Raw genomic sequence first — 14,712 nt, 5'->3', positions numbered from 1 at the left:
CGCTTTTACAGCATCTGCTGAACTCTGCCGCCAGCTAAATCACTGCTCTCTTTGCCAGTGAATCACATGGTCAGCTTCCCCGGAATACCCACCATCCAAACCAATTTCTTCCGCGGCAACTGCCAAATCTATGGACTGCAGCAAAGTATCGCTTGCGGTGCGGGTTTGATAGGCGGGATGTTCAGACCAGTGCCCGAATGATAAAAATCCTATTTTCTTCATTTTAGCTCAATTCTTTATCAGCAAATGTAAGCATACGGGCAGCCCGCTCCGGTCACGGTTTAGTAATAATGAGCGGAATTAGATCGCCTGAATAGCCTTTGAAAATTCGGCGGCTCCGCCTTCCAGGCCACAGCCAAAACATTTGAAGATCTCTTTAGAAGGGTAGACCATAAAAGACCCGGCGGTATCGTTGTGGAAAGGACAATTGCCTTTAAGCATTTTGCGGCTTTCTTCCAGCCGCACGTAGGTAGCTATGAGTTGTATAAATGCAGTTTGGGGGATTGCGGACACGTTTAAATTAGGTAGGGTAGGAGAAGATACATATGACCGGCTTCTTTTTCTTTCATCAGAGAAATGGTCAACCGGTCATATTTATCTTCGTAATATTGATCTGATTTACGGAATGTGGGAGAGCTCATTTGGGTGGTGTGAGATTTTGCAGACCAAATTAACCATTTATTGAAGATTTGTGGTAGTAGATAATGGAAAGAATTACCCGCAATTACCGGCAGCGCGTATCCTTATCTGTCTTATGTCTCAGGTTGGAAAGGTAACCATGCTACCCAAATAATGGTCATAGGAGGGTTGATAAATGATATAGTTAAACGCTGTCAGATCGCTTATACAACGATGATAAGTAGAGATGGAATGAATTTTTGCCAGCGGCATCAGTTTCTTCCTGGAAATCTTGACCGTATTTTTCGAACCTGTTTTTCTCAGCAGGTAATATAACGCCGTAAACAGCGAAACATGGGAAGGCAAAAGCCGGTCATCGTTATCTGCTTTTTCCAGGAAAGAAGAAAGAATGGCTTCCTGATCCCTCATCTTGCCGGCTTTCCTTCGAGCATTTTTTGAACATCGTCCGCCTTATAGTAAAACGTACTGCCGACTTTCGAAAACTTCAAAACGCCTTTTATCCGCAGCCGTTGCAAGGTGTTGGGTGAAACGTTAAGCATTCTCCTGACCTCTATACTCTTTAACCATTGGCTACTCTTTTGCGGTTGTTGCTTTAATACGGCAAGCAGTTCCTGTAGGAGTTCTGTTTTAAAAATATATAAATCTTCCTTTGTTATAAATTCTACTGTCATTACAAAAACTTGAGGATAACAAAGGTCAGGCAAACCGATCTGAGAGAAAGGTAGCAGGGAGGTTGGCAACCTAAAATATGATAATTTATGAGGAAATTAATTGAATTTTTCGAGGTTATTTTGTACCTTTAATCAACGATTTAAATAAGCCAAAAAAGGTCATTGCGCGATTCGTGTAGTGGTTAAAGTAAGACAATATAAATAATTGACATACAATGCGTTATAGGGTAGGTTTCTTTCCCTCCCTCACCGCTGATAGCAACTTTAAAAACGCTCAAAAGCCTGTAAATCATACATTTACAGGCTTTTTTGTTGCCGTGAGTTAACCAAAATATACACGGATTCGCAAAAAAAATGAGCGTCATCCATGGCGTCTTTTTTTGACGAAAAAAAGACACCACGCAAATGACTTAATTCATTGATATAGAAGATGTTAAATAATTAAACATCTTGACATTTTACCGCTGCATTTCGATATTTATTCACTTAAAAATCTATCGTTATGTTAGAAAAAAGTTTAGGCTTAATGTTTTTTTTTAAACAGCCCCAAAATTATCAAGGTGGACCGATGTATATCTACCTCAAAGTTACCGTTGATTGTATCCCCCAAGACCTTTCTGTCAAACGTTCCTGGGAGCCGTCCAGGTGGAATTCTAAGGGAAACCGTGCCAGCGGTAATAAAGAAGATGCAAAAGCGCTTAATGAATATCTTGACGTTATGCAAAGCAAAGCCTACGAAGCACGCAAATATTTAATAGACGGCGGTAAAGTAGTTACTGCGCTGGCCATGGTCGAATTACTCTCAGGTGTCAATGAACGAAAAAGGACGTTGCTAGCCTTGTTCGACGGGCATAATAAAGAGTTGAAGAAAATGATTGGTAAAGGGGTAGCCAGCGGAACTCATACGAACTTTGATACTTCATATAAGCACACAATGAAGTTTATTAGCACAGAGTATAAAATGAACGATATCAACTTTCGTTCATTGGACCTTGAATTCATTAAAAAGCTATACAATTGGTACCGGACGAATCAGTCTCTTATTGGAACCAATCAAAATTTGCTGTGTCTTTAGAAATAGTGCCATTTCCTTTGGCAAACATGCCAATATATACATCGGTAAATCCGCCGACAAATTATGAGCTTGAAAATTTAGTGGCTATGGCGCCCACCTTCTTTACCAGGCAGTTGTAATTGCAACTGTCTGGTTTTTTGTTAAAGAAAAACTGCAAGTGGCCATAGTCTCGTAATAAAACAATTAACCTACTTGTTTCTCCTGATAAATTTTATTAATCCCGGGAAATATTCTGCAGGATTATCTGCAAAACCCATGTGGGCCGCATCTGGTACCATATACCATTGCGCATTAGGAAATCTTGTACTTAAATTCTTTACCTGTTCGCGGCTGATAATAAAATCGTATTGCCCCGCTATAAGCAATACAGGGACTTTTATCTCGGATATCATTGTCATATAATTTAATGAGAAGGTTGAAGGCCCAATTTTTCGGGCTATTTCGTAATTCTTATGTGCTTTTGTTCTCATGAGATAGTCCGGCAGCGTATTTAATCTTACTACAAAATTTCTTTCGAATGTACTGTCAAATGCTTTTTGATAAAGGTTGGTATTGTATGTTATCCTTTTAGTTTTATTTTGAATTATAGCATGATATTGCTTCAATGCATTTAATAAACTATCGGTTTGTTTACTTGCCAGTGTATATCGCTCACCAAAATCTCTTTGAGATGGATTCATGTCCGAAAATATCATCCCTTTAACATTATCCGGATATTTGTAAGTATAAGCCAGCGCCAACAATGCGCCGTAGGAATGACCGTATATAAAAAACTTATCAAGCCCCAATCCTTTTCGCACCTGTTCAATTTCATCAACATAACGGGATACTTTCCAGATAGAAGTATCATTCAATTGTTCTTTTGTTGGGTCCTGGGAAAAATAGGAGCCAAACTGGTCATAGTAGTAAATGGTTATACCATGTTTGGGTAGGTATTTTGCGAATATTTCAAAATACTCGTGCGTAATAGCCGGTCCGCCATGTAGCAATAAAACATTGATTTTTCCATCACCTATCTTTTGCGTCCAAACCCAAAACTTGCCGTCTATCAAAATTTTTTTAACGTCTGGTGCATTCTCTTTTTTGTAATAAGTGCTATCTTTTTGCTGGCACGTGCCAGTTAGAGGCATTGAAAAAAGGCTGAATAACAAAATGTAAACTAGAGTTCTGGCGTTCATGATGTAAATTTTTTATTTATGACCTATAAAATGTCAGGCAGGTTACAGCACCGGGAGATTTTTGCTGAAAGTTTGTTCCAGTATTTTTGTATCTTCAAAATCCAATATCACCCCTTTATTCATTTGGATGGATAGAAATTAGTGTAGTCGCAGACATTTAAGTGAACTTCTTAGAAATTCTGCAGATCCATAATGAGAACTTAAAAAACAAGCCATTTACCTATTGTATCCTGGGATCAAAGGATACAATAGCTGTAGCCGACCTCGCAAAACTAGGCAACGTGAAAGTACTGACACTAGAAGAGATATTCGGATATTAAGCGCCAACTGCTATAAGCAAATTATTGTAACATGTTGTTGCTATAATTTGCTTCTTCATTGTCGAAAAAACGCATCATTATAGTTGAATTTAAATTGTTGTAAAACTTATAAGGGATATTCTGTATTGCTTTTTGTTTCAGATAGTACGAAGAAACTCTGGACTGAAGTTATCTTCGGTAAAGTTCCCAATTTTCGGTAAAAAAGATGATATTCTTCCATATCCGTAGTAGCAATTCTAAGCAAAAAATCAAACATTCCGGTCATCTGGAAACATTCCATCACTTCAGGAAATTTAACAATTTCTCTTTCAAATGTGGTTAAGGTTTCTGCTGTATGGTCGTTTAATAGCACTTGGCTAAAGGCTATCAGGGATTTATTAATTTTCTTACGATCCAGAATAGCCACAACGCGTTGAATATATCCTTGTTCTTTTAACCTTTTTACCCGCTCATGAATAGTAGCTATAGATTTATTGAGTTTATAGGAGAGTTCCTTACTCGTAAGCGAAGCATCGGTTTGAAGCATTTTTAACAGGGCGATGTCAGTAGGATCTAATGTGGCGGTCATCATAATGCGGTTAGAAAAATGGAAAATTTTTGGAAATAAATAATAAAAAGTGACTAAACTGAAAAAACGTATAATAATAACTTTAATATCAATATAATTTATGGTAAAATATAAAATTCTTTTATTTAAGGTTGGAAATATTGATTTTTATTGAAAATAATTCAATAATGTTATCGAAACAATATATAGATTCAAGTGCCCTTGAACCTTACCTGGAAAATAAGTTCAATCATCTCTGGCTCCTGGTAGGTAATACACCAATGCTTGAATTGCAATACACTTACAAGGATAAACCGGGAGTGATTTACGTTAAATGCGAGCATTATAATTTAACAGGAAGTGTGAAGGACCGGATGGCTTTATATATCATGTATCAGGCTTACAAGGATAACGCGATAAAGCCATCCGACACCATCGTAGAGGCGACCTCAGGTAATACGGGCATTTCGTTTGCGGCAATTGGAAAAGCATTAGGGCATGAGGTGATTATTATGATGCCGGATTGGTTAAGTAAAGAACGTAAAGATATTATCACCAGCCTTGGGGCAAAAGTTAATTTAATTAGCAAGGCCGAAGGTGGTTTTCTGGGCAGCATCAGGTTGTCGGAATCATTAGCTGCTTCTTCCGAAGGTTATTTTCTGCCAAGACAATTTGAAAATAGCTTCAATGCGGAAGCGCATGAATATACGACCGGTCCGGAAATCTGGAAACAGCTTCAGTCCGAAGGAAAAAAGCCAGACGCATTTGTCGCCGGGGTGGGCACAGGCGGAACGGTAATGGGTACCGGGCGATATCTCCGTTCAATGAATCCCGCTATTAAAATTCATCCGCTGGAACCTGCTGAAAGTCCTACGCTCACAACAGGGTACAAAATAGGCAGTCATCGCATACAAGGTATCTCAGATGAGTTTATACCTGCAATCGTGAAGCTGGAGCTATTGGATGATGTTGTTCAGGCTGGTGATGGGGATGCTATCATAATGGCGCAGAAGCTTTCAAGAGAATTAGGTTTAGCTGTTGGTATTTCCTCCGGCGCGAACGTAATTGGGGCAATCAAATTAAAGGAGCGAATGGCGTCAGATGCGGTTGTAGTTACCTTACTATGTGATAGTAATAAAAAATACCTGAGTACCGACCTTGTTAAAGAAGAATCAGTGAAGGAGGGGTATATATCTTCAAACACCGTATTTACCGGGTATCAGCCAATTAGTAGGTTGATCGAGCCAATATTAAAAATTCACACAACTGAAAATCCACTCAAAAATGAAAAAATGCTTTGTAATGGTTATAGCCATAGCGCTTTTTGTTTTTAAAACCCAGGCACAAATTCTAACTCCGGTTCATTGGAGCTATGGTGCAAAAAGAATAAGCGCTACTGAGGCTGTGGTGTTTTTACGCGCTAGTATAGATTCAGGCTGGCACGTATATTCACAGAATGTAAAAGACGGCGGTCCTGTAAAAACCAGCTTTTCATTTAATCCCTCAAAGGAATACCAAACAGTAGGCGCTACCATCGAGCCGACACCCATTACCAGGAATGAAAAAGTGTTTGGTATGGACGTCAGCTTTTTTGAAACGTCGGCCATCTTTCAACAAAAAATAAAACTAAAAGCCAAACAGACTACCGTTACCGGAAAGCTTGAATACATGACCTGCAATGACCGTCAGTGCCTTCCACCCGAAGATATCGATTTTTCTATACCCGTAATTAAGTAAAATAAATGCGCTAATCATACTTGCCAAACGGTAAGCATGGCTATGCTTTTGCCTGATATTTTGTAATCTAAGTATCCCATTGAAATGAACACGCAAATTATAAGCATTCCCAAATTCCATGTCAAACAGGTTGTTTTGGCGGCTTTATCTATCTTCTTATTATTGTTGTTACGTAGCCCTTCGTACGCTCAGGACACCACATCCAGTGCTGGTGTGCAATTCACTTCAGCGCCAACTACGCCTGTAGCGGCTGTAAAAAAAGCGAAAAGACAATAACTGGAAGTAAGATGGCGGTACGTCATGAAAGTAAAAAAAACACTTTGGGCGATTCTTCTTGCCGGGATCGCGGGCGGTTTTGTTGCGCTGCTGATGCCCTGCATCTTCCCGATGTTACCACTAACCGTTAGTTACTTTACAAAATCAGGTGAAAAGGGAAGCGCAGTGTGGAAGGCAATACTATATGGCATTAGTATTATAACGATTTATGTGGTAATGGGCCTTTTGGTGACGATTGTTTTTGGCGCGGATGCCCTCAACAGTTTATCGACTAACGGTTTCTTTAATTTCGGGTTTTTCTTGCTGATCGTCTTGTTTGCTGCATCCTTCCTGGGCGCATTTGAAATTACTTTACCTTCAAGCTGGGTAAATAAAATGGATCAAAACTCGGATAAAGGCGGCTTATTGGGAATTTTCTTTATGGCTGCTACATTATCGCTGGTATCGTTTAGCTGTACAGGGCCTATTATTGGTACTTTATTGGTGCAGGCAGCTACAACAGGTGCTTTGCTTGGGCCTGCTGTAGGTATGTTTGGTTTTGCACTGGCGTTGGCGATTCCGTTTGTGTTATTTGCTTTGTTCCCTGGCTTAGGTTTATTCTCCGGGCGTTATGTTGGGTACAAAAAAATATCCTAAGCAGTGGTACAGCTTTGAAATTCAATTTGGCTGTGCACCCCAAAACGTCGACAAACTTATCGCGTCAGCACTTGATGAGGTAAGCAAACTTCGCAATGACGGGCCGCCACAGGAAAACATAGATAAATGGCGCGCGGAAGACAAAGTTACTATGCAGACAGAATTAAACACAAATATTTTCTGGTTGAAATACTTAAACGCGCAGTTGGAAAATCAGGAGCCAATAACGCAACTTAATGACCGTGATAGGCTATTTCAGCAGTTACGCCAGATAACTTAAAAGCAATGGCAAAACGCTACCTGAGTGGCGGAAATTATATAAGAATGGTGTTATTACCTGAGAAATAACATACATATCGTTAATTATAATAACCTCAACTTGATCTGACAGTTAGGTGGTTTTATAATTTGTAAGATGTGATTTTTGGATATAATTTTTCTATTCTGAACACATTGACTCAGATTGTTCAGTGCTCCTTTTGAGGGGCGCTGAACAATTCGATCTTCCAGTAGAATACTAGCAATAAGGGTTTGCGTGGGTATCCAAGAGCCTTTTCATATATCGGCATCAACGTTCCTGAGATTAAGGCGCAGTAGATTACCTTAAGTTAACCAAAATATACACGGATTCGCAAAAAAAAGACGTCATGCAAATATCTTAATTTATTGATTTATAAGATGTAAATAATTAAACATCATGATGTTTTACCGCTGGTCACAATTTGTAATGTCAAAGATGAGTACTCATCTTCTGAAAGCTGAAACATAAAATCTAAAGGGAAGCGTTTTAAGTTTCTGTTTACGGATGCCAGGGAAATAACTCCGATAGTATCCGACTCGGAGAATGAATTTTTGCAAAAAAATAAAAATTTGTTTTGAAATGCACCTCTAATTTAATCATGGATTTGGTCAGCTGAATCCATCGCTTATCGTTTCTGTATCCCGTTTTTTGCTATAATTAAAACAGAACTAACAGGTGCAATTGAATTACGGCAATCTCAAAAAAATATCCGTTTTAAACTTTGAGAATGGGTTAATTAATGCCTGTAATTTCGCTTTTTTTAGTGGAATTGCCCGGGAGAATAAATCTATTTGGTATACAGCTAAATTCGCATGTGTGATAATATCCTACAAGTGATTGCATAAATTCTACATAAGATGCATGTAGTATCCGGATAAATTTGTTGAATCCATAAATCTAAATAAAATACATTTTTTAATGATCTGGACTCATAGCAAACGCGCTTTGAGTTTAAACATGAAAATTTAACTACTTAAAATGGGTAATATCAACACAAATATAGAAGCTATTTTATAGGCGAAAGGAACCCGGATACCCTTTTAGTGGGATTGTATTTGGGGTTAGACGGTTACAAAATAAAAAACAGTTAACGTAATCTAATGGAAAGGATAATTGCAAAATATTATATAGAAACACCCTTTACTGTTGAAAAAGCAGCACAGGTATTAGCCGGTGAACAATCATCAGGCACCTTCGTTGCCGTGCCCGGCGAAACGGAAGAGTTGAAAAAACGCTTCGCGGCCCGCGTTGAAAAAATAACTCAGCTTGAATCGGTAAATGAACCGGCAATACCCGGCGCCAAAGCTAAAGAAGGTTTATATCACCGGGCCAATATCGAGGTATCGTGGTCGATAGAAAATTTTGGCTATAACCTGCCGGTACTTATATCAACCTTGCAGGGTAATTTATATGAACTTACACAATTCACCGGGCTTAAGTTAATGGATATAGAATTACCGGCTTTTTACGCTTCGCATTTCGAGGGAGCCCGGTTTGGAATTGAAGGCTCACGGTTGAGTACAGGTGTTAACAACAGGCCGCTTATCGGCACTATTATTAAGCCAAGCATCGGCATGACGCCCGAGCAAACCGCTGAATTGGTAAAAAACCTTGTTGAAGCTGGTATTGATTTTATAAAGGACGATGAATTAATATCCTCTGCCGCTAACTCCGTTTTCGAAGACAGGGTAAACGCTGTAATGCGGGTAATAAACGCGCATGCTGATAAAACCGGTAAAAAAGTAATGTATGCGTTTAACATTAGCGATGAGGTAGACAGTATGTTGCATAGATATGATCATATTGTAAACGCCGGTGGTACCTGTGCCATGATCAGCTTGAATAGTGTGGGCTTATCCGGCACAAAAAAAGTTTGCGACCAGGGCCAACTGGTTATCCACGGGCACCGTAATGGTTGGGGTATGTTAAACCGCCATCCGTTGCTTGGGATAGAGTTTCCGGCATATCAAAAATTATGGCGATTGGCAGGGGTTGATCAAATACACGTAAACGGCATCCAAAATAAATTCTGGGAGTCGGACGATTCGGTTGTCCGTTCTATCGAAGCTTGTTTAAAACCGCTTTTTGGCCGTACAGTATTACCGGTAGTATCATCAGGTCAATGGGGGGGGCAGGCATTTGAAACTTATAGACGCACCCAAACTACAGACTTGCTTTACATGGCAGGCGGTGGTATTATGGCGCATCCCGGTGGTGCGGCAAATGGTGTACGTGCATTACAGCAGGCTTGGGAAGGCGCGGTAAATGGCATGTCGTTGGCTGATGCTGTAAAAGTTTACCCGCAATTTGCACAATCGGTTGAAAAATTTGGCGATAAATAAATGGGAAACACGCGTAAACTTTTACTGGCTTATTATGGAGATGATTTTACAGGATCGACTGACGCGCTTGAGTTTCTGAGCCGCGCCGGGATAAAAACCGTGTTGTTTATTGAACCGCCAACTCCACAGATGCTGGCAAGATATGATGGATTACAGGCCGTAGGAGTTGCAGGTATGACACGTGCCATGCCGCCTGACGAGATGAAATTAATACTGCAACCTGCCTTTGAAGCATTAAAAGCACTGGGGGCTTCACATGTGCACTATAAGGTTTGTTCGACATTCGATTCATCTCCGCAAATAGGTAGCATTGGCCAAGCGATAAACGTAGGTGCCGAAGTATTTAACGCGTTATTTATCCCTTTATTAGTGGCGGCGCCGGCCTTAGGCAGGTATTGCATATTTGGCAACTTGTTTGCTCGGATGGGTATAGGCAGCCAGGGCGAAATATTCCGGCTCGACCGCCATCCTTCCATGAGCCTCCATCCTGTAACTCCGGCTGATGAAAGCGACTTGCGTTTACATCTCTCGCGCCAAACTGAAAAAGCTACAGGTCTTATTGATGTTTTAGTATTGGCTGAAAGTGATCAATCGGCACACGAGAAATTGGCTTCACAGATCAACAGCGGCAAACAAGTGATTTTATTTGATGCTTTAACCGAAGAGCATTTGAGTGCCATAGGAAAACTGATTGACAAATATGCTGCCTGCAATAAGCCATTATTCTCTGTAGGATCATCAGGTATTAGCATGGCGCTTGGTAAGCATTTTACAGAACAAGAAATTGTACAATCCCAAAACAATTGGCCAACGGCAGGCAAGGCTGAAAATATGCTCGTAGTCTCGGGCAGTTGCTCTCCGGTAACTGCAAAGCAGATAGCGTATGCGGTTGATCACGGCTTTGCAGAAATCGCGCTTGATACACCAGCAATTGCAAATTCCACCAATATTGAAAGAACAGTTGCTTTTTACGTTAACATGATAACTGAATTACTTGATAGCGGTATCCCTGTTATCATTCATACCAGTTTGGGTAATGATGATCCTCGCTTTGCGCAAACCTATCAGATATTTACAGCTAAAGGGTTAACCCCAAATACTATCGGCACAAAAACCGCCGAACTTTTTGGAACGGCATTAGGGCTTATAGCCGTGGGTGTTGCGGGTAAAAAACCGTTAACGCGAATTATTATAGCGGGTGGCGATACCTCGGGCTATGTTGCACGTGCAATGGGAATAGAAGCGGTTGAGATGATAGCGCCGCTATCGCCGGGCGCGCCATTGTGCAAGGCTTATGCTCCGGGTTCACCTGCGCACGGCCTCGAAGTAAACTTTAAAGGCGGGCAGGTAGGCAGCGAAAATTATTTTGAAACAGTATTACAAGGAAAAATATCATAAATAATAAATCATGAAACCAAAAACATTAGGACTTATACATACCTCAGCCACATTGATACCTGTATTCCAGGAACTTTGCAAACAATATTTACCTGGCGTAAACACATTTAATATTGTAGACGACAGCCTGGTTAAAAACATACGCGAGCGGGGCGAATTAACACCTGCTATTGCAAAGCGTGTTGCCGATTACGTAGCATCTGCCGAGGATTCGGGAGCTGATTATATATTGGTTACCTGCTCTTCAATAGGTGCTGCGGTGGAAGCCGCCGCTGTAAATGCAAAAGTTCCCGTATTGAGGGTTGACCAACCTATGGCGGATATGGCGGTGCAAGCCGGCAGACGGATTGGCGTAGTGGCTACCTTGCCAACCACGCTAGAGCCAACCGCCAACCTGGTGAAACGCCGGGCGGCTCTTGCCGGGAAAGAAATTGAGTTGACGTCAAAATTATGCGAAGGCGCATTTGACGCTCTGATGAGCGGCGATACAGTCACGCATGATGCACTGGTTGCAGATGCCCTGCGCGATCTGTCGAAACAAGTGGATGTAATATTACTGGCACAGGCTTCCATGGCTAGGGTGGTTGATAGCCTTTCAGAAATAGATAGAATTGTACCAATAGTTGCCAGTCCGCCAAACGCGATAAAGTACCTGGCTTCCGTAATTTAGGCTACATGAAACGGCTACAGCAATTTTGCCTGGTTATAAGCGCACTCTCATTAATAATCTTGTTAATAGGCTTGGTTATAGGGAATCCCCAATTATGGATGCCTGCCTCGGTTTGTCTGGCTGTGTCATTAGCCATAGGTATAGGCGCTGTTGCCTCGTTAAAAAATTACCAGTACACCGCATGGATAATAGTAGCCGTTGTGGCGGCGATGGCCTACCCTAATGCATTTTTAAAATTGGGTCCTATCGATCTTCGCAATAAATGGCTCATACTCGCCATAGTGCAAATGGTAATGTTCGGCATGGGCATTCAAATGAGCATCCGCGATTTCTCAGGCTTGGCCACCACCGGGAAAGGTGTGTTAATAGGTTTGTTTTGCCATTTTTCTATCATGCCACTAATGGGTTTTATGCTTACCCGCATATTCCACTTTGACCCGGAGATAGCTGCTGGTATTATTTTGATAGGATCCTGCTCCAGCGGTTTGGCCTCTAATGTAATGGTATACCTTGCACGTGCAAATCTTGCATTGTCTGTTACGGTTACAGCAATGGCAACGTTGGTTGCTCCATTTTTAACGCCACTGCTAATGCGTTTGCTGGCAGGCACGCTGATAGAAGTTAAATTTATATCAATGATGATGGAAATCATCAAGATAGTGATTGTTCCAATCGGCGCGGCATTTTTACATGATTACCTTAAAAGGGCATCAGCAATAGGTAAGCGAAATACTTATACCATCGCGGTAACGTGTGTGTTATGGCTCGCGGGCCAGGCCTTGGGTGTATGGAGTTGGTTATCTTTTAATTTAACGCCGAATGCTTTACAATCAGCCCAGATATTTAATTTCTTCACAGGTGCTTTTGTCGCGGGATCTGCATATCATCTGCTTTACTCCCGCAACAAAAACATTGATAAATATATTCCCTACCTGTCCATGTTTGGTATTGTTTATTTTACAACGGTTACCACGGCTGCCGGACGCAATAACCTGCTGAATGTAGGGCTGTTGTTATTCATGGCATCGGTTATCCACAACGGTGCCGGATACTTCTTTGGCTATTGGCTCAGTCGTTTGTTTAAGCTCGATAAAAGCTCAGCCCGCACCATTGCGTTTGAAGTTGGTCTGCAAAATGGCGGGATGGCATCAGGGTTGGCTGGTACGATGGGGAAATTAGCGACCGTGGGCCTTGCTTCAGCCGTATTCAGCCCTTGGATGAACATCTCCGGTTCCATATTGGCCAATTACTGGAGAAGACATCCTGTAGAAAATGGCAATGATAAGATTATACAAAATCATGATAACCTAAACTAATAATAAGTTAATAAGTGGCCGGAAAACCCGGGCAGAGCGCTAACTTCCGGTATTTGATAAAGCCAATATTTGTAAAAACTTATAATTGTCGTTGAGTGACCAGCCATACAGGGAATCTGGTAGAAAAATTATGTTGTTTCCAGTTCAAGAACAAAGCCAGGTATGAGTTGATGTGAGAGGGCAACACCCGCTTATCACTCATGGCCCGAAAGAAAAAATGGGTTAGTTTGTTGATGGAAGCATCTCCAAAAGTCCCCGGTAAATGGTAATAGCTATTACTTGCTCTGACAGTCGGGCGGTTTTAAAGATTTTAAGATGGAATTTGTGGCTATTACATTTAAAAGCTGAAGAAGGATCTCCAAGATGTTTACACTGTTGCAAGTGTTTAAATACATTTCTGTACAAGCATTTTACTGATTGATTCAACCTACACATCTTTGCAGAAAGTTATCGTAGTGTTTTTCCATTGTTTTGGACGATCACTATCCTATAATTCCCCATAGAAGAAATTTAAAAGACAAAAAGTTATTGCTTTTCTTTCTCTCTTACTTTTGGGTGCAGATCTCCGTTTTTGATCAGTATTGCTCTGACTATATTTCTGCTTATTCCTAATAAACGAGCTGTTTCAAGCTGGTTATGATGGCAAAAATCGAAAGCGGTCTTCATCACCTGCCTTTCAATATTTTCATAAAGATTTTCATCTTCTGATTCAAACATAGCCAGTAATGCATCTCTGAATTTTTCCTGAGCAGTTTTATCTGCTGCTTCTCTAGCCTGAAATGATATAGGTTTTGATTTTCTGAGGTTCAAATCTTCAGGCTGAATTATTTTACTACGACAAACCAGGAGCGCGTGATGGATCACATTTTCCAATTCCCGTATATTTCCGGGCCAGGGATAACCCTCAACAAGCAGCTTTACGGCGGCGGCGCTAAGTTCAATGTCTGACAAGCCTAAACGCTTACTGTAGGTTTGAATAAAATATTTTGCAAGCGGTAAAATATCTCCCGGCCTTTCCTTAAGTGGGGGCAAGTATAAACTCACTACATTCAATCTATAATACAGATCTTCTCTGAACCGGCCAGCAGCTACCGAATCCTCCAGGTTGATATTGGTTGCCGCGATGATCCTGACATCTATATCCTTCAGTTGCCTTGAACCTAATTTGACAACCTGTCCTTCCTGCAATACCCGCAGCATCTTAACTTGCAGTTGTAACGGCAAGTCACCTATTTCATCCAAAAACAATGTTCCGCCATTTGCGGCCTCAAACCAGCCTTCTTTGGAACTAACAGCGCCTGTAAATGCTCCTTTTTCGTGACCGAAAAGTTCGCTTTCGATGAGTGTTTCTGAAAATGCACCGCAGTTGATGGCCACAAAAGGGCTGCCCGCCCTCAGGCTTTGCTTATGAATTTCCCTGGCGATAAGCTCTTTCCCCGTACCTGTTTCGCCCATGACCAGTACGTTGGCGTTACTTGGAGCTATCAGCCCGATATGTTTTAATAGTTCTTCCGACTTTTTATCTTCAAATACAAGAACTTTAGCCCTGATAGACAGAGGACTAATACTGTTTTGCGGTAGTGTTATAACTACATTGCTCATAATA

At 41.0% G+C, this 14,712-nt stretch carries 16 protein-coding genes and 2 pseudogenes; 10 read left to right on the top strand and 8 right to left on the bottom strand.

Annotation, left to right across the window (positions count from 1 at the left end):
- Nucleotides 1-84: 84 nt before the first annotated feature.
- From GSQ74_RS16275 to GSQ74_RS16260, 4 genes and pseudogenes are all read right to left on the bottom strand, one after another.
- Nucleotides 85-222 (bottom strand): annotated as a pseudogene (locus tag GSQ74_RS16275) (LLM class flavin-dependent oxidoreductase); the annotation flags it as partial.
- A 78-nt stretch (nucleotides 223-300) separates the two neighbouring features.
- Nucleotides 301-513, bottom strand: coding sequence for a CHC2 zinc finger domain-containing protein (locus tag GSQ74_RS16270; RefSeq protein ID WP_158995137.1), 213 nt, complete (start codon nucleotides 511-513; stop codon nucleotides 301-303).
- A gap of 246 nt (nucleotides 514-759) precedes the next feature.
- Entirely contained in the window at nucleotides 760-1,047 is a 288-nt protein-coding gene (locus GSQ74_RS16265) for a hypothetical protein (RefSeq protein WP_158995135.1), read from the bottom strand.
- The gene (locus tag GSQ74_RS16260; RefSeq protein WP_158995133.1) at nucleotides 1,044-1,310 is read right to left on the bottom strand and encodes a helix-turn-helix domain-containing protein; all 267 of its coding nucleotides are present in this window, start codon (nucleotides 1,308-1,310) and stop codon (nucleotides 1,044-1,046) included. Before GSQ74_RS16260 ends, GSQ74_RS16265 begins: the two co-directional genes overlap by 4 nt.
- Before the next feature lie 502 nt (nucleotides 1,311-1,812).
- Here GSQ74_RS16260 and GSQ74_RS16255 point away from each other — a divergent pair.
- Complete coding sequence (locus GSQ74_RS16255; protein WP_158995131.1) at nucleotides 1,813-2,385, top strand: phage integrase SAM-like domain-containing protein; 573 nt, start codon at nucleotides 1,813-1,815, stop codon at nucleotides 2,383-2,385.
- 188 nt (nucleotides 2,386-2,573) lie between these two features.
- Here the strand turns inward: GSQ74_RS16255 and GSQ74_RS16245 are convergent, their stop codons facing one another.
- Together GSQ74_RS16245 and GSQ74_RS16240 are read right to left on the bottom strand one after the other, a co-directional pair.
- Entirely contained in the window at nucleotides 2,574-3,563 is a 990-nt protein-coding gene (locus GSQ74_RS16245; protein ID WP_158995129.1) for a proline iminopeptidase-family hydrolase, read from the bottom strand.
- 426 nt (nucleotides 3,564-3,989) lie between these two features.
- The gene (locus GSQ74_RS16240; protein ID WP_158995127.1) at nucleotides 3,990-4,454 is read right to left on the bottom strand and encodes an Lrp/AsnC family transcriptional regulator; all 465 of its coding nucleotides are present in this window, start codon (nucleotides 4,452-4,454) and stop codon (nucleotides 3,990-3,992) included.
- A 164-nt stretch (nucleotides 4,455-4,618) separates the two neighbouring features.
- Here GSQ74_RS16240 and GSQ74_RS16235 point away from each other — a divergent pair, with 164 nt between their 5' ends.
- The 5 genes and pseudogenes from GSQ74_RS16235 to GSQ74_RS16215 all read left to right on the top strand — a co-directional run bounded on the left by GSQ74_RS16235 (nucleotide 4,619) and on the right by GSQ74_RS16215 (nucleotide 7,359).
- Nucleotides 4,619-5,764, top strand: a complete 1,146-nt coding sequence (locus GSQ74_RS16235; RefSeq protein ID WP_158995125.1) for a PLP-dependent cysteine synthase family protein — start codon at nucleotides 4,619-4,621, stop codon at nucleotides 5,762-5,764.
- Nucleotides 5,715-6,167 (top strand): protein-disulfide reductase DsbD domain-containing protein, encoded by a 453-nt coding sequence (locus GSQ74_RS16230; RefSeq protein WP_158995123.1) that lies wholly within the window; start codon nucleotides 5,715-5,717, stop codon nucleotides 6,165-6,167. Before GSQ74_RS16235 ends, GSQ74_RS16230 begins: the two co-directional genes overlap by 50 nt.
- 84 nt (nucleotides 6,168-6,251) lie before the next feature.
- Nucleotides 6,252-6,443, top strand: a complete 192-nt coding sequence (locus tag GSQ74_RS16225) for a hypothetical protein (protein WP_158995121.1) — start codon at nucleotides 6,252-6,254, stop codon at nucleotides 6,441-6,443.
- A 36-nt stretch (nucleotides 6,444-6,479) separates the two neighbouring features.
- Nucleotides 6,480-7,034, top strand: a pseudogene (locus GSQ74_RS16220) (cytochrome c biogenesis protein CcdA); the annotation flags it as partial.
- Nucleotides 7,035-7,053: 19 nt separating this feature from the next.
- Nucleotides 7,054-7,359, top strand: a complete 306-nt coding sequence (locus GSQ74_RS16215; protein ID WP_158995117.1) for an insulinase family protein — start codon at nucleotides 7,054-7,056, stop codon at nucleotides 7,357-7,359.
- Between the two features lie 415 nt (nucleotides 7,360-7,774).
- Here GSQ74_RS16215 and GSQ74_RS23005 read toward each other — a convergent pair whose 3' ends face one another.
- Entirely contained in the window at nucleotides 7,775-7,891 is a 117-nt protein-coding gene (locus GSQ74_RS23005; RefSeq protein WP_371724523.1) for an ORF6N domain-containing protein, read from the bottom strand.
- A 589-nt stretch (nucleotides 7,892-8,480) separates the two neighbouring features.
- Here GSQ74_RS23005 and GSQ74_RS16205 point away from each other — a divergent pair.
- From GSQ74_RS16205 to GSQ74_RS16190, 4 genes are read left to right on the top strand one after another with little or no spacing between them, the layout of a single operon-like run.
- Nucleotides 8,481-9,722: a ribulose-bisphosphate carboxylase large subunit family protein gene (locus GSQ74_RS16205; RefSeq protein ID WP_158995115.1), complete on the top strand. Its 1,242-nt coding sequence runs from the start codon at nucleotides 8,481-8,483 to the stop codon at nucleotides 9,720-9,722.
- On the top strand, nucleotides 9,723-11,120 hold the full coding sequence (locus GSQ74_RS16200) for a four-carbon acid sugar kinase family protein (protein WP_158995113.1): 1,398 nt from the start codon (nucleotides 9,723-9,725) through the stop codon (nucleotides 11,118-11,120). It abuts the gene before it with no gap.
- 10 nt (nucleotides 11,121-11,130) lie between these two features.
- Nucleotides 11,131-11,790 (top strand): aspartate/glutamate racemase family protein, encoded by a 660-nt coding sequence (locus GSQ74_RS16195; RefSeq protein WP_158995111.1) that lies wholly within the window; start codon nucleotides 11,131-11,133, stop codon nucleotides 11,788-11,790.
- Nucleotides 11,791-11,795: 5 nt separating this feature from the next.
- On the top strand, nucleotides 11,796-13,106 hold the full coding sequence (locus GSQ74_RS16190; RefSeq protein WP_158995109.1) for a bile acid:sodium symporter family protein: 1,311 nt from the start codon (nucleotides 11,796-11,798) through the stop codon (nucleotides 13,104-13,106).
- Nucleotides 13,107-13,631: 525 nt separating this feature from the next.
- On the opposite strand, the gene GSQ74_RS16185 is transcribed toward GSQ74_RS16190, so the two are convergent.
- A complete protein-coding gene (locus GSQ74_RS16185; protein ID WP_158995107.1) occupies nucleotides 13,632-14,708 on the bottom strand; it encodes a sigma-54-dependent Fis family transcriptional regulator in 1,077 nt (358 codons plus the stop codon).
- Nucleotides 14,709-14,712 lie beyond the last annotated feature (4 nt).

It is taken from the genome of Mucilaginibacter sp. L196 (assembly GCF_009765905.1).
Lineage (GTDB): Bacteria > Bacteroidota > Bacteroidia > Sphingobacteriales > Sphingobacteriaceae > Mucilaginibacter.
This window is presented reverse-complemented; position numbering and strand designations above follow the sequence as displayed.

Excerpts from the sequence above, each read along its gene's own strand:
- GSQ74_RS16185 (WP_158995107.1), bottom strand. The coding sequence starts at position 14,708 with ATGAGCAATGTAGTTATAACACTACCGCAAAACAGTATTAGTCCTCTG.
- GSQ74_RS16205 (WP_158995115.1), top strand. The coding sequence starts at position 8,481 with ATGGAAAGGATAATTGCAAAATATTATATAGAAACACCCTTTACTGTT.
- GSQ74_RS16225 (WP_158995121.1), top strand. The coding sequence starts at position 6,252 with ATGAACACGCAAATTATAAGCATTCCCAAATTCCATGTCAAACAGGTT.
- GSQ74_RS16200 (WP_158995113.1), top strand. The coding sequence starts at position 9,723 with ATGGGAAACACGCGTAAACTTTTACTGGCTTATTATGGAGATGATTTT.
- GSQ74_RS16235 (WP_158995125.1), top strand. The coding sequence starts at position 4,619 with ATGTTATCGAAACAATATATAGATTCAAGTGCCCTTGAACCTTACCTG.
- GSQ74_RS16245 (WP_158995129.1), bottom strand. The coding sequence starts at position 3,563 with ATGAACGCCAGAACTCTAGTTTACATTTTGTTATTCAGCCTTTTTTCA.
- GSQ74_RS16190 (WP_158995109.1), top strand. The coding sequence starts at position 11,796 with ATGAAACGGCTACAGCAATTTTGCCTGGTTATAAGCGCACTCTCATTA.
- GSQ74_RS16240 (WP_158995127.1), bottom strand. The coding sequence starts at position 4,454 with ATGATGACCGCCACATTAGATCCTACTGACATCGCCCTGTTAAAAATG.
- GSQ74_RS16195 (WP_158995111.1), top strand. The coding sequence starts at position 11,131 with ATGAAACCAAAAACATTAGGACTTATACATACCTCAGCCACATTGATA.
- GSQ74_RS16215 (WP_158995117.1), top strand. The coding sequence starts at position 7,054 with ATGTTGGGTACAAAAAAATATCCTAAGCAGTGGTACAGCTTTGAAATT.
- GSQ74_RS16230 (WP_158995123.1), top strand. The coding sequence starts at position 5,715 with ATGAAAAAATGCTTTGTAATGGTTATAGCCATAGCGCTTTTTGTTTTT.
- GSQ74_RS16255 (WP_158995131.1), top strand. The coding sequence starts at position 1,813 with ATGTTAGAAAAAAGTTTAGGCTTAATGTTTTTTTTTAAACAGCCCCAA.
- GSQ74_RS16265 (WP_158995135.1), bottom strand. The coding sequence starts at position 1,047 with ATGAGGGATCAGGAAGCCATTCTTTCTTCTTTCCTGGAAAAAGCAGAT.
- GSQ74_RS16260 (WP_158995133.1), bottom strand. The coding sequence starts at position 1,310 with ATGACAGTAGAATTTATAACAAAGGAAGATTTATATATTTTTAAAACA.